Genomic DNA, 13462 nt, shown 5'->3' with positions numbered 1-13462 from the left:
CGCCATCACGCGACAGGGAAAAACTGCCGGAATGTATTGTTTTGGGGCGCTTTTGCCTCCCGTTGGCTTCCTGTGTGCCTGACGTTCATGCCACCTTGTTCGTGGCCACTCGGTTGACCGAAGTCGAGCATTGAACTTGAGTACATGAATGTGCTTCAGTTGCCGACGTCAGCCGCCGAGAGCGAGGAGCGAGCATGCTGAGGACGCGCGAGCTGGGCCGTCGGGGACTGGAGGTCTCCGAACTGGGTCTCGGATGCATGGGGATGAGCCAGTGGTACGGCGCCACCGACGACCGCGAGTCGGTGGCCACCATCCACCGCGCCCTGGAACTGGGTTACACGCTGTTCGACACCGCCGAGGCCTACGGCCCCTACGACAACGAGGTACTGCTCGGTCGTGCCCTCGCGGGACGCCGCGAACAGGCGGTCATCGCCACGAAGTTCGGCTTCCCCATGAAGCTCGAGGACGGCACCACGGCCGAGGCCGACAGCCGTCCGGAGCACATCGTCGAGGTCGTCGAGGCGTCTTTGAAGCGCCTCGGAACGGACTACATCGACATCCTCTACCAGCACCGTCTCGACCCGAGGGTGCCGATCGAGGACGTGGTGGGCACCATGGCCGACCTGGTCCGGCAGGGCAAGGTCCGCCACCTGGGCCTGTGCGAGGTCGGCGAGCGGACCATCCGGCGCGCCCACGCCGTGCACCCGCTGACCGTCGTGCAGAGCGAGTTCTCGGTCTGGGAGCGGAACCTGGAGGACGCCGTCCTGCCGGTGCTGCGCGAACTCGGCATCGGACTCGTCGGGTTCTGCCCGCTCGGCCGGGGCTTCCTGACCGGCGGCGTCAAGCGCGCCGAGGACTACCCGGAGGACGACTTCCGCCACCACGACCCGCGCCTTCAGGGCGCCAACTACGACCAGAACATGGCGATCGCCGCGAAGGTGAGCGAGGTCGCCGCACGCCACGGTCTCACGCCGGCCCAGCTCGCCATCGCCTGGGTCCTGCACCAGGGCGACGACATCGTCCCGATCCCCGGCACGAAGCGGCGCTCCTACCTGGAGGAGAACACCCGCTCGGCCGAGGTGGTCCTGGACGCGGAAACGCTGGCGGAGATCGAGGACGCCGTGCGGGCCGACGCGGTCGCGGGACCCCGTTACAACGAGCGAATGATGGCCTACATCGACCGCTGATCCCGTCCGGCCCTGTGACCACTTCAGACTTCTCAGGAGCAGTCGTGGACATACCTCATTGGCAGAAACACTGGCACGACCGCAGTGCCCCGTTCGCGGACGAATGCCGGCAGGCCCGGGACTCCCTGCTGTCCGACCTCAAGCAACCCGGCCTGGCTCAGCAGCGTGTCCTCGCCGACATCATCGACATGAGCGCGGGCTCGGTCCACTGGAGGGAGCACGGCTACGACGTCGTCGCCGCCGATCCCGGCCGTTTCCGCGCGGTGCTGCCCGTCATGCGCTACGACGACTTCCTCCCGGAGATCGAGAGGGAGACCCGTACCAAGGGCGGGACCCTGACCTGCAGTCCGGTGCTGCGCTGGCTCAAGACCAGCGGTACCACCGGGGCCCCCAAGCTGGTCCCGTACACCCTGCACTGGCTCCTCACCTACCGCATCCCCGCGATGAAGGCGATGTGGGGGACGTACCTGGAGTACCACCCGGAGCTGCTGGCGCATCCGTACGCGACGCTCGACACCCAGACCGTGCGCGAGGACGTCTTCGACTTCGTGCACGGCATCGGCCACCAGGCGATCAGCAACCGGCACCCGCAGATCAACAGCCGGGACTGGAACCCGCCGTGGTACGAGTCGCCCTGGTTCGGCCCGGACGTGCCGAGCAGCCACGAGGGCCGCATGTACCACCGCATCCGGCACCTGCTCGGCCAGGACCTGCACTACATCTCGTCGATCAACCCGAGCACCCTGATCTCTCTGCGCGACACGCTGGCCCAGCACGCCGAGCGGCTGGTCGCGGAAGTGCGGGCGGGCACCCTGGAGGGCCGACCGTACACCCGGCCCGACGAGGAGACCGCCCGGCACCTCGAGGAGGTGCTGAGCCGGCCGGACTTCAGCCTCAGGGACGTGTGGCCGTCGCTCACGCTCTACACCTGCTGGCTCTCGGCCTCGGCCGAGTTGTACAGCGCCAAGCTGGACGCGGTCTTCCCTGGCGTCGCCAAGCTGCCGTTCATGAGCTGCGGCACCGAGGGTGTCACCACCATCCCGGTGGACGACTCGCCGCACAGCCAGCCGCTCGCCGTGGGGCAGGCGTACTTCGAGTTCGTGCCCGCCGAGGTGCCGCTGGGGGAACTCGTGGAGAACGGCGAGCCGGTGGAGACCCTGCTGTTCGACGAGGTCGAGCCGGGCCGCGACTACCACTTGATCATGACGCAGGGCAACGGCCTCTACCGCCTGTGGACCGGGGACATCTACCACGTCGACCGCATCGTCGACGGCACCCCCTGGATCCACTTCGTGCACCGCGACGGCGTCTTCCACTCCTTCACCGGCGAGAAGATCACCGAGTCCCAGGTGACCCAGGCCATCCAGCGGGGCCTCGCGGCCCACGGCCTCGGAAGCGGGCTGTACATGTGCGGCCCGCGCTGGGCGGAGCCGCCGTACTACGTAGTCGTCGCCGAGGTCACCGAGCCGTCCGCCCAGTTGGACCGGGCCCTGTCGGACACCGTCGACGCGGCACTGCACCAGATCAACATCGAGTACGCCTCCAAGAGGGACAGCGGCCGGCTCGGCGCGCTGGAGGTCGTCACCGTGCCCCGGGACGCCATCGCCGCGTACGTCGAGAGCCGCCGCCAGGCGGGCAACGCCACGCAGTACAAGTACAAGCCGTTCCAGCGGGACGTCGACTTCGTCGCCGCCCTCACCGGTCGCTGAAAGGAGTCCGACGTGATCGAGACCAAGAGGCCGCCGCAGAACATCCGCCGCGAGATAGTGGGGCTCCCGGTCGACGGTGCCGAGCTGGCGCTGCACCTGTGGCGCCCGCGCGGACCGGTCAAGGGAGCGGTCTTCTACTTCCACGGGCTGCAGTCCCACGCCGGCTGGCTGTGGGAGGTCGGCCCGCAGTTCGCCGACAACGACATCGCCTTCTACGTCCTCGACCGCCGCGGCAGCGGAATCAGCGGGGGCGACCGGCAGGACCTGCCCGACGTGGACACCGTGCTGCGGGACTACATCACGGCCGTGGAGCACGTGCGGCGGGCGATCGGCGAAGAGGTGCCGCTGTCGTTGTTCGGGCACTGCCTCGGCGGCTCCTTCATGGCGGCGCTGATGCACCACCCGGACTTCACCACCCGCTACGACGCCGCGGTCTTCTGCTCGGCCTGGCTGGGCAAGCTGCACGCCACGCTCGACGACGAGCAGCGCGGCGCCCTCGCGGCCGAGACGGGCCGAGAGCTGTGGGACGCCGGACTCAGAGCGGAGGACTTCACCGACGAGGTACGGCACCGGCACTTCATCGACCACGACGACCTGGCGGTGCGCTCCCTGACGCGGCGCTCCCGGGGCGTGCTGCTCGGCCTGGAGACGCTGTACATGCGGCCCGGACGGGAGCTGCCCCCGGTCCCGGCGGCGTACGTGTCCGGGGTCGCCGACCCGATCGTGGACCTCGACGACGCGCGCGCCACCTTCCTGCGCATGACCGGGGCGCACGGTGCCCTGGTCCAGTTCGCGACGGACAAGCACTACCTCTTCTACACCGACGTCCGCGCCCGGCTGGTCGACTGGGCGTCCACCTTCACCCTGCTCCAGGGGCTGGACCGCGATGCCTGAACCGGCCGGGGCCACCCTCTACCGGGTCGAGCTGCCCATGGCGGTCGGCTTCGACCATCCCGCCAAGCGCCGTTCGGCCTCCGACAGCCTCGTGCTGCGCCTGGAGGCCGACGGGGCGACCGGTCTCGGGGAATGCGCCCCCCGGGCGTACGTCACCGGGGAGACCACCGAGTCCGTGACGGCGGCGCTGCACGGGCTGCCGTTGGACACGGTGTTCGCGCGGCTCCGCTCCACCGAGCCGGCCACGCTCCTCACCCGGCTGCGTGAGGCCGGGGTCGCCGAGACCTTCGGCCTGCGGGGCGGCAACAACCTGCTCTGCCTCCTCGAGACCGCGCTCCTCGACCTGCTGGGACGCCGACTCGGCCTGAACGGGCGGCAGCTGGTGCCCAGCGAGGGGGCGCCCGCAGTGCCTCCCGCGGTCCTGCCCGTGTCCCAGGTGCTCGATCTCAGCCTCGACGTCGAGGAGTTCCTCGACACCCGCGGCCCGTTCCACTTCGTCAAGGTCAAGGCGGCCGATGACATCCGCCGCGACGTCCGTACGGTCGGCGCGATCCGTGCCCGCCTCGGGGACCGCGTCCCGGTCATGGTCGACGCCAACATGAGCTGGTCCCCCGAGGAGGCCGCCGGGCATCTGGCAGCCCTGCGCGATGCCGGTGCCGACCTGGTGGAGGAGCCGCTGGCCAAGGGCTCCTGGGCGGACCTCGCCCGGCTGCGGGCCCGTACCGGACTCGGCGTCATGCTCGACGAGTCGGTGTGCACCCTCGAGGACGCTCGGCGGGCCGTGGAATCCGGGGCCTGCGACGCCTTCAACATCCGCGTGGCCAAGAACGGCGGCCCGGTGACCGCGGCCCGGCTGATCGGACTGGCACGCCGGGCCGGGCTCGCGTTCCAGATCGGGGTGCAGGTCGCCGAGGTGGGCCCCCTGATCAACGTGGGCCGCGCCCTGGCGTTCGCACACGGCGACGCCCTCACCGTCGAGGCCGGCCAAGCCGACCGCTTCTTTCCCGAGATGGTCGTCTCACCGCGCCCGGCCGTATGCCGGTCCACCAACACCATCGCCCCGGCCGCAGGACCCGGCTTCGGGCTCGATCTCAACGAACACGCAGCTCACTGGGCTGTGTCGAGCCGCACCGAGACCGACCCGTCCTGGCATCCGGTGTCCACTGCCGTGCCCTCTGCGAAGGAACACGTATGACGACGTCCTATTTCTCCGACCTGGTGGTGGAGTTCCTGCACCAGCAGGGCATCGACAAGGTCGCCTTCAATCCCGGCGCGTCCTTCCGCGGCGTGCACGACTCCCTCGTCCATGAGGACAATGCCGACATCGCGCCCGACATCGTGATGACCTGCCACGAGGAGATCGCCGTGGCCGTGGCGCACGGCTATCACAAGGCGAGCGGCCGGCACATGGGCGTTTTCGTGCACGCCAACGTCGGGCTGCTGCACGCCTCGATGGCGATCTTCAACGCCTGGTGCGACCGCGTACCACTGTTCGTGATCGGCGGCAACGGCCCCGTGGACGCCGGAAAGCGGCGTCCCTGGATCGACTGGATCCACACCTCGCAGAACATCGAGTCCGTCGTCAAGGACTACGTGAAGTGGTGCGACCAGCCCATCGGCCAGCGGGCCACGGTCGAGTCCCTCTACCGCGCTTTCAAGCTGATGAACACCCCGATGCATGCGCCGGTGTTCGTCGCGCTCGACTTCGACGTACAGGAGCAGCCTCTGGAGGACGGCGTACGACTGCTGCCGGCGAGCGCGACCGAGGCCACCCGGCTGCCGGCGCTGAGCCGTGCCGACCTCGACGACCTCGCGCAACGGCTGCTCAACGCCCGACTGCCGGTCCTGGTCGTCGACTTCTCCGGCCGTGACCCCGACACGGTCGAGCCCCTGGTCGCGCTCGCCGACCTGCTCGGTCTGGCCGTCGTCGACCGGGGCAATCGGCTCAACTTCTCGAACACGCACCAGCTCAACGTCAGCCACACCGGCGGCGAGCTGCTGGCCGAGGCCGATCTGGTCGTCGCCCTTGAGGTGCAGGACCTGGTGGGCGCCCTCGGCTCCTTCCTCCCGCTCACCGACCAGGGCGCTCCCGCGAACGGCGCCGATGTCGTCACCCTCGGTTTCAGCGAGCTGCTCACCAGCAAGTGGGCCGCCGACTACCAGCAGTTCGTACCCGTCACCCGGTCCGTCGCCGCTGACACCGCGGACTCCGTGGCCGCGCTGCGCTCCGTCGTCGAGGACCCGTCCGGACCCTTCGCGGCACCGGCGTTCACGGAGCGCCGCGAACAGCGCGTCAAGGCCCTCTCCGCGCTGCACACCGAGGCGCGCGCCGACTGGGCCCGCCAGGCGGACGAGGCCAAGGGCCGGACACGCATCCACGTTTCCGCGGCCGTCGACGAGATCCACCGGGCCGTCCGGGACGAGGAGTGGATTCTCACCAACACCGGCAGCCTCACCATCGACGGCTGGGTGAAGAAGCTCTGGCCGTTGGAACGGCCCGGCAGCTACCTGGGCCTCAACGGCGGTGGCGGTCTCGGGTACGGCCTCGGCGCATCGGTCGGCGCGGCCCTCGCCCATCAGGGCGACGGAACCCTCTGCGTCGACCTCCAGGCCGACGGCGACTTCCTCTACACGCCCAGCGCGCTGTGGACCCTCGCCGCCTACGACGTGCCGTTGCTGGTGATCGTCATGAACAACCGCCTCTATCTGAACTCCACCCAGCACGCCGAGCGCATCGCCGGCAACCGCGACCGGGACACCGACCGCGCGCACATCGCGACCAGCTTCTACGACCGGCCCGTCGACTTCGTGACTCTGGCCGAGTCGTTCGGCGTGCACACCCTGCCGCGCGTGGAGGACATCGACGCCGTCGCGCCGACCGTGCGCGAGGCGGTCTCCCACATCAAGGAGCGCGGCAAGCCCGTCCTCGTCGAAATCCTCATGGAGTGACCGGCCCGGCCCCCGGTGACCTGCCAAGACCCGCGACTTCCCAGGAGGCACCCACCATGACGGTGGTCTTCGAATGCGTCCATGACGACAAGCGTTGTTTCGGGCTCGGCCTGCCCGAGTCCGGCGCCCCCCTGCGCCTGTACCCCCTGGCCGGCGACAGCCTGGCCGCACTGCTGAGCGCGGCGAACGGTGACCAGGAAGCCCTCGTACGGGGCCGGTCCCCCGTCGACGTACCGGCCGCCGACAGCGACCGCGTACGGATGCTGCCGCCGCTGCTGCCCGCACACGTCGGGGACGCCCTGGTCAGCGGCTTCATGATGACGCACAACGTGAAGGTCGACGCCGATGTCCCGGACCAGCCCAACTGGTTCGTCAAGGGACTCGGGGGCGCTCTGAAGGTGCCGGGTGAGCCGTTGTCCGTGCCCGCCGACGCCGTGGCCGTGTGTGAGGAGGCCGAGGTGGTTCTCGTCCACGTCGGTGACGCACAGGGCATGCCGCGCTACGTCGGCTACACCTTCGGCAACGACCTCACCGACATCGGCCGCTTCAAGCAGCATGCCGGGCATCTGTCGTACGCGAAACTGTGCGACGCCGGCGTGGCCCCCTGGCTGCACCTCGGCGAGCCGCCCCGCTCGGTCACCGGCGAGGTCACCATCGAGCGGAGCGGGGCGCCCGCGTGGAAGGGCTCGTTCACCACCGGTACCGACGCGCTCCACTACGACCTGCCCTCGATGATGTCCCGCCTCTTCTCCTACGGGGCCCTCCATCACCCCGGCCGGGTGCACTACGTCTACCTGGGCGCCGACCGCAGCAGCTTCCACGCGGGTTTCCGGGCCATGCACGGCGACCGTGTCACGATCGACGTCGCGAGCCACGGGGTGCGGCTGTCCCACCCGCTGGCGTGGACGCGCGGCCCCGGGCAGGAGTGATCGCCGTGGCCCCGCCGCGCAGACTCAGCGACGTCGAGGCGGCGTTCGCGTACACCCACGCCCTGATGCACGGCACCACCCAGGTCACCACCCACATCACGGTGCGCGGCGACCTCGGTCCGGAGCACTTCCGCCAGGGTGCCGAGCGCTGGGCCGGCGAACTGCCGCTGCTGGCGCTGCGCATCGAGGAGCGGCCCGACGGCCTGTGGTTCACCACGGGCCCCGGGCCCCGCGCCGGGCAGATACGGCAGAGCCTGCTCACCGCACCCGACTCGCCCGACGACGTACTGCGACAGGAGCTCAACGACGTACTTCCGACCGGTGGTCCGCTGTGGCGACTGCGTCTCGTGCGCGACCCCGGCGCCGGGACGGCGCACCTCTACTTCACCCGCAACCACGCCATCTCGGACGGCCATTCCACCGGAGCCGTCGTCCGCGCCCTGCTGGACGCGCTGTTCGGCCCCGCGGACGCGCCGAGTCCTCACGACGTGCGGAGCGTGGCCCCCAACGGCGACGAGCTGACCTACCGTCCGCCCGAGCGGCCGGCCGCGCCGCTCGCTGCGCGGCCCGAGCCCGTGCCGTTCGCGGATCACCGGCCGTGGTGCGAGCGGGGCGCGGACTTCGTCCCGCTGACGCTCACCCGCCGGGAGAGCCTGGCGCTCAAGGCCTGGTGCCGGAGCAGGGGTGTGACGGTCAATCAGTTCTTCGCGGTCGCGCTCGCCGAGTCGTTCGCGGCGGCCGCCGGCCGTTCGGAGGTCGCCCTGTTCACGGCAGTGTCCCTACGGAAGCGGTACACGGAGAGTGCCGCGCTGCCGGACGTGGGCTGCTTCATCAACGTACTGGGTGTGCCCCTGCGGCTCGACCGGGGCGATCTGCTCGATCACGCGCGGGACTACGCGACGCTGCTCGAGCGGGCGGACGCGGCCTGGCGCCCGCCGATGCGGGAGCACGCGGCGATCCGCAGGGCGGTCGAAGAGGCGGCGGCCGCCGGGTCGGCCCCCGGAATCTGCATCACCAACGTCGGGGTCGTCGACCCTGCCCTCGGCCCGCACACGGATCGGGTCACCGGCTATCGGACCGTGGTCAACCGGACCGGTGCCAACTACGGCGTCGTCCTGCATCTCGGGACCCTCGGCGGGGTGTTCACGACGGCGCTCGCCTTCGGCACCCCGAGCACCGACCCGGACGTGGTGCGGGGCGTGGCGAAGGCACTGCGCGACCGGGCGGTGCGCCCGGACGCGGTGCGCCGGAGCGAGGCCCGGGAGGTGTAGCCATGGGCCCGTCGACAGCCGTGGGCCCGTCAGCCGCCCTGCCGCAGAACCAGGTCGAGCAGGCCGGGGAAGCGCTCGTCGAACTCGGCGCGCCGCAGCCTGTTGAGCCGCTTGGGCCCGGCGTCGCGCTGCTCCAGGAGCCCGGCCTCACGCAGCACCGCGAAATGGCGGCTGAGGGTCGCCTTGGTGACCGGCACGTCGAAGCTTCCGCACGAGCGCTCCCAGTCCCCGGCCCCGGCGAGCTCGCGTACGAGGGTCTGCCGGACCGGGTCGGCGAGGGCGAGCAGCGCCGTCTCCAGCGGGACCTCACCAGGATGCGTGTGGACCGGAGGCGTGCGGTGGCTTCCCGTGACCGCCGTCGGCTGCCGGCTCGGTGCCGTCATGGCTGGTTGCTCCGTCCTGACTCGCTTGGTCCGTGACGAGTGCCGTGCACGGATTGCAGAGTGTTCGATGATCTGCGTACACTCCGACTGTTCGCTTGTGGGCGAACAGTCTACCGGAGTCGGCGGCCCATGGCCCGACTCCCGTAACCCCCCACCACCCTCCGGCGCGAAGGAAGGAACCCCCGTGCCACACACCCGACCTCACAAGGCCCGGCCCGGACTGACGCTCTTCGCGGCCTGCCTCGGCTTCGTGGTCGTCATCCTGGACGTCAGCGTCGTGAACGTCGCCACCAAGGCCCTCGCCGTGGACTTCGGCGGCAGTCTGTCCGGTCTGGAGTGGGTGATCAACGGCTACACGCTCACCTTCGCCGCCTTCCTCCTGACCGCCGGCGCCATGGGTGACCGGTACGACCCCAAGCAGATCTTCATCATGGGCTTCGCGCTCTTCGCCGTGACGTCGCTGGCCTGCGGAGCCGCCCCCTCCCTGGTCACCTTGACCGCGGCCCGCGTCGTCCAGGGCGTCGGCGCCGCGATGATCGTGCCGTCGTCCCTGTCGATCGTGAACACCAACTTCCCCGACCCCGCCGAGCGCACCCGTGCCGTGAGCCTGTGGGCCGCGGCCGGCGGACTCGCCCTCGCGCTCGGTCCGGTCGTGGGCGGCCTCCTGGTGGACTCGCTCGGCTGGCGCTCGATCTTCTACGTCAACGTCCCCATCGCCGCCCTCGGCATCGTGCTCATCCGTGCCTACGCCAGGCCCGCCCCTGCCCGCGACACCTCGCTCCGACGCTCGCTGGACCTGCCCGGCCAAGCGCTCGCCGTGGTCGGCCTGGGTGCTTTCACCGGAGCGATCGTGGAGGCCAACGCGCAGGGCTGGACCTCAGCCGTCGTCCTCACCGGCTTGGCCGTCTTCCTGGTCGCGCTCGTCGGCTTCGTCACGGTGGAGCGCCGTAGCGGTGACCCGATGCTGCCGCTGCACCTGTTCGGCCGGAAGGCGTTCAGTTCCACGTCCCTCATCGGCGTGCTGTTGAACTTCGCCTTCTACGGCCTGATCTTTGTCTTCAGCCTCTTCTTCCAGCAGGTCTGGGACTACTCGCCCATCGTCGCCGGACTCGCGTTCCTGCCGATGACGGCCGCCATCATGGTCGCGAACCTGGCGTGCGGCCCGCTCGTCAGGCGCTACGGCGCTCGGACCGTGCTGATCGCCGGCAACACGCTGGCCGCCGTCGGCTACCTGGCCACCGTGCCGGTCGTCGGCTCCGGGGCGTACGCGCAGATGACCGTCCAGTTCGTCGTCGCCGGCTTCGGTATCGGCCTGGTCGTCCCGTCCATGACGAACGCCATGCTCAGCTCGGTGGACCCGGCCAACGCCGGCATCGCCTCCGGAGTCCTCAACGCCTCGCGCCAGCTGGGCGGACTTGTCGGGGTCGCGGTGATGGGCCTGCTCGTCGGCGAGGCGGCCTCGGACCACTTCGTGTCAGGACTGCGTGCCGCCCTGCTCTCGGCCGTGGCGACCCTCGCGGTCAGCGCGGTGCTGAGCGTGACCGGCCTCCGCAAGCCCCGCACATCCGTCGAGGCGTCACCGCCGGCGGCCACGCCCGCCCCGAGTGCCGTCGACGCCCACTGACGGCCGGCGTCAGGCCGTACGGTACGGCCTTTCCCCGCCCCCCCGATCGGAAAGGAGTCCCATGCCTCACCTCGTACTCGAGTACTCCGGCAACATCCGGGAGCCCATGGACCCGGCCGTCCTCTTCGGGAAACTGCACACCGAGCTGGCCGCAGTCGGCGGCTTCCGTATGCAGGACTTCAAGAGCCGTGCCGTCCGCATGGACCAGTACCTCATCGGAGACGGCACCCGCGAGCAGTCCTTCGTCAACCTCGACGTGCGGACGTTCGGCGGTAAGTCCCCCGATGTCCGAGCGGCGGTGAGCGAGGCCGCCCTGGCCGTGCTCGCCGACGCCTTCGAAGCGGCCCTGCGAGAGACGGCCTGCGACATCTCCGTCCAGATCACCGAACTCGACCGCCCGAGCTATGCCCGGACGCGGTCCGAGGACCACGGCAGCCGTCCGGCGGCCTGACCGGCCGAGCCCCATCCAGGTACAGGAGCAGAATCCGTCATGAGCGCATACGCAGACCAGCGTGTCCTGGTCGTCGGCGGCACATCCGGCGTCGGACTGGCCACCGCCCGCGAGTTCGTCACGCAGGGCGCCGACACTGTCATCGCCTCGCGCAGCCCGCGGCGGCTCGAAGCGGCCCTCACCGAACTCGCCGAACTCGCCGGACTCGACGGAGCGGCGACCGGCCAGGCCCTGGACATCCGCTCCGACGAAGAGGTGGACAGGTTCGCCGCCGCCGCAGGGGAGTTCGACCACGTCGTCGTCACAGCCGGGGAGACCCCCATGGGGCGCATCGACGACCTGCCGCTTTCCGACGCGTACGCCGCCATGGACAGCAAGTTCTGGGGCGCGTACCGCATCGCCCGGGCCGTTCGCGTCAAGCCCTCCGGCTCGCTGACGCTGCTCGCCGGCTACCTCTCCCAGCGCCCCGGCAAGGCATCGGCTCTGCAGAGCGCCATCAACGCGGCCCTGGAGGCCCTTGTCCGCGGCCTGGCCCTGGAGTACGCCCCGCTGCGCGTCAACGCGGTCTCACCGGGCTTGCTGCGGACCCCGCTGTGGGAGGGAATGGAGGCAACCGCCCGAGAGCACATGTACGAGGCCGTGGCCCGGCGCCTGCCCGTCGGACGTGTGGGTGAGGCGGCCGACGTCGCTCAAGCGGTGCTCTTCCTCGCGACCAACGCCTATGCGACGGGCACCACCGTGTACGTCGACGGAGGAGGGACCATCGCCTGACATCCGGCGCCGACGTGAGGCACGTTCACCGCGGGTACCGGTGACGACGTCCGGACGCCGATCCAGCCCAAGGCCGGTGCCCGAATCATGTGCACGAGGGAGTTCCCTCCCCTGCGGTCAGCCGTCCTCGACGGCTGACCGCAAGGCGCACGCCTCGGTCGCGCCCGGGTGGTCAGTGGCCGGCCGGCGTGCTCGGCCCTCTCCTGCTCACCTGGCTCCCGAACGCCGGTGAAGCCGGTGTGCCCGGCGCAGTGCGTGAGGCCGTCGACGACGCTCGCATGGCAGGAGTGCGGAGGGGGTATCCCAGCCGACGGGTCTGTGCGGGTGCCGATGGCCGGCCGACCGCAAGGGGGAGGGAGCCATGGGACACGGCGCGTTCCTGGTCCTGTTCGACAAGTACAGCCGGCGTGCGCGGCTCAGACCCGTCCTCATCGCGCTGCTTCCGCTCGCGTTGCCCCTTGCCGCGGGCGTCCAGAACCTTCCCAGGACGCAGTGGCTGTGGTCGCTGGTCCTGCTGAGCGGACTGCCCCTCTTCGCCGACCAGTTGGGCCGCAGCAGGGGGAAGCGTATCGAGCAGCGGCTCTTCCAGGCCTGGGGAGGAAAGCCCAGCGTGCAACTGCTGCGCTGGCGAGGCCCCACCAACCGGCACCAACTCGGCTTTCTGCACGCCCGGCTTCAGGAGATCACCGGTCCCTCGCTACGGCTGCCCACCGAACAGGAGGAGGCCGCGGACCCGCAGAAGGCGGACCACATCTACGATGCCGCAGGACTGGCCCTGCGGGTCCGGGCCCGCGGACTGCCAGGAGGCGAACTGGTCCTCGAGCAGAACTGCGAATACGGGTTCCGGCGCAATGCGCTCGGGTTGCGCCCGTATGCCCTCGCAGTCGCCGTGACGGGGCTGCTGGCGGTGCTGGCCTGGATGTTCACCGCGCCCGGTTTTCTGGGCCGGCCCGGCATCCCGCTGCTGGCCTTGCTCCTGGCGATGGAGTCACTCCTGGTGGCCTTCCAGGCGTTGCTGGTGCGGGCGTCCTGGGTCAAGTCGGCTGCCTGGGCGTACGCCGAGCGGCTGCTGGAGACCGTGGCCCTGCCCGGCCCCGCGGCGCTGCCCACGGACCCCGCGTCCGGCCCCACGGCACCGTGACGACGCGGCAGACCGGGCAGACCCGGCAGAAGCGTCGGGCCGGTCGAGGCCGGGTGCCGGCCGGAACCGGGCCGTCGGTGAGCGGCGGACAACCGTGCGGACCCTGTTCGGCGGGGCGGCCGGGGTGTCCCGCGGCCGGGCGGTCACGAGGCC

At 70.6% G+C, this 13462-nt stretch carries 12 protein-coding genes; 11 read left to right on the top strand and 1 reads right to left on the bottom strand.

Annotation, left to right across the window (positions count from 1 at the left end; genetic code table 11):
- Window positions 1-194: 194 nt before the first annotated feature.
- The 7 genes from ACF1DX_RS11750 to ACF1DX_RS11720 are packed head-to-tail and all read left to right on the top strand — an operon-like array spanning window position 195 to window position 8939.
- A complete protein-coding gene (locus ACF1DX_RS11750) occupies window positions 195-1187 on the top strand; it encodes an aldo/keto reductase (protein WP_391791020.1) in 993 nt (330 codons plus the stop codon).
- Between the two features lie 44 nt (window positions 1188-1231).
- Window positions 1232-2896 carry a GH3 auxin-responsive promoter family protein gene (locus tag ACF1DX_RS11745; protein ID WP_391791019.1) on the top strand — a complete coding sequence of 555 codons (1665 nt, stop codon included), beginning with the start codon at window positions 1232-1234 and terminating at the stop codon, window positions 2894-2896.
- A 12-nt stretch (window positions 2897-2908) separates the two neighbouring features.
- Window positions 2909-3790, top strand: a complete 882-nt coding sequence (locus ACF1DX_RS11740; protein WP_391791018.1) for an alpha/beta hydrolase — start codon at window positions 2909-2911, stop codon at window positions 3788-3790.
- Window positions 3783-4985 (top strand): enolase C-terminal domain-like protein, encoded by a 1203-nt coding sequence (locus tag ACF1DX_RS11735; RefSeq protein WP_391791017.1) that lies wholly within the window; start codon window positions 3783-3785, stop codon window positions 4983-4985. The genes ACF1DX_RS11740 and ACF1DX_RS11735 overlap by 8 nt, the downstream gene beginning before the upstream one ends.
- Window positions 4982-6739: a thiamine pyrophosphate-binding protein gene (locus tag ACF1DX_RS11730; protein WP_391791016.1), complete on the top strand. Its 1758-nt coding sequence runs from the start codon at window positions 4982-4984 to the stop codon at window positions 6737-6739. The genes ACF1DX_RS11735 and ACF1DX_RS11730 overlap by 4 nt, the downstream gene beginning before the upstream one ends.
- Window positions 6740-6795: 56 nt before the next feature.
- Window positions 6796-7668 (top strand): FAH family protein, encoded by an 873-nt coding sequence (locus ACF1DX_RS11725; protein WP_391791015.1) that lies wholly within the window; start codon window positions 6796-6798, stop codon window positions 7666-7668.
- A gap of 5 nt (window positions 7669-7673) precedes the next feature.
- Window positions 7674-8939: a hypothetical protein gene (locus ACF1DX_RS11720; RefSeq protein ID WP_391791014.1), complete on the top strand. Its 1266-nt coding sequence runs from the start codon at window positions 7674-7676 to the stop codon at window positions 8937-8939.
- A gap of 29 nt (window positions 8940-8968) precedes the next feature.
- On the opposite strand, the gene ACF1DX_RS11715 is transcribed toward ACF1DX_RS11720, so the two are convergent.
- Complete coding sequence (locus ACF1DX_RS11715) at window positions 8969-9322, bottom strand: ArsR/SmtB family transcription factor (RefSeq protein ID WP_391791013.1); 354 nt, start codon at window positions 9320-9322, stop codon at window positions 8969-8971.
- 184 nt (window positions 9323-9506) lie between these two features.
- On the opposite strand from ACF1DX_RS11715, the gene ACF1DX_RS11710 reads away from it, so the two are divergent.
- The 4 genes from ACF1DX_RS11710 to ACF1DX_RS11695 all read left to right on the top strand — a co-directional run bounded on the left by ACF1DX_RS11710 (window position 9507) and on the right by ACF1DX_RS11695 (window position 13309).
- A complete protein-coding gene (locus ACF1DX_RS11710; protein WP_391791012.1) occupies window positions 9507-10946 on the top strand; it encodes an MFS transporter in 1440 nt (479 codons plus the stop codon).
- 61 nt (window positions 10947-11007) lie between these two features.
- Window positions 11008-11397, top strand: coding sequence for a 5-carboxymethyl-2-hydroxymuconate Delta-isomerase (locus ACF1DX_RS11705; RefSeq protein ID WP_391791011.1), 390 nt, complete (start codon window positions 11008-11010; stop codon window positions 11395-11397).
- A gap of 39 nt (window positions 11398-11436) precedes the next feature.
- Window positions 11437-12168, top strand: coding sequence for an SDR family oxidoreductase (locus ACF1DX_RS11700; RefSeq protein WP_391791010.1), 732 nt, complete (start codon window positions 11437-11439; stop codon window positions 12166-12168).
- 361 nt (window positions 12169-12529) lie between these two features.
- Window positions 12530-13309: a hypothetical protein gene (locus ACF1DX_RS11695; protein WP_391791009.1), complete on the top strand. Its 780-nt coding sequence runs from the start codon at window positions 12530-12532 to the stop codon at window positions 13307-13309.
- Window positions 13310-13462 lie beyond the last annotated feature (153 nt).

Origin of the sequence: Streptomyces sp. NPDC014676, from assembly GCF_043084105.1 — a bacterium.
Lineage (GTDB): Bacteria > Actinomycetota > Actinomycetes > Streptomycetales > Streptomycetaceae > Streptomyces.
Note: the sequence above shows the minus strand (reverse complement) of the source record. Positions and strands in the feature narration are given on the sequence as shown.

Bases quoted from the DNA above. Each gene is read 5' to 3' on its own strand.
- ACF1DX_RS11750 (WP_391791020.1), top strand. From the start codon at position 195: ATGCTGAGGACGCGCGAGCTGGGCCGTCGGGGACTGGAGGTCTCCGAA.
- ACF1DX_RS11735 (WP_391791017.1), top strand. From the start codon at position 3,783: ATGCCTGAACCGGCCGGGGCCACCCTCTACCGGGTCGAGCTGCCCATG.
- ACF1DX_RS11730 (WP_391791016.1), top strand. From the start codon at position 4,982: ATGACGACGTCCTATTTCTCCGACCTGGTGGTGGAGTTCCTGCACCAG.
- ACF1DX_RS11725 (WP_391791015.1), top strand. From the start codon at position 6,796: ATGACGGTGGTCTTCGAATGCGTCCATGACGACAAGCGTTGTTTCGGG.
- ACF1DX_RS11715 (WP_391791013.1), bottom strand. From the start codon at position 9,322: ATGACGGCACCGAGCCGGCAGCCGACGGCGGTCACGGGAAGCCACCGC.
- ACF1DX_RS11705 (WP_391791011.1), top strand. From the start codon at position 11,008: ATGCCTCACCTCGTACTCGAGTACTCCGGCAACATCCGGGAGCCCATG.
- ACF1DX_RS11700 (WP_391791010.1), top strand. From the start codon at position 11,437: ATGAGCGCATACGCAGACCAGCGTGTCCTGGTCGTCGGCGGCACATCC.
- ACF1DX_RS11695 (WP_391791009.1), top strand. From the start codon at position 12,530: ATGGGACACGGCGCGTTCCTGGTCCTGTTCGACAAGTACAGCCGGCGT.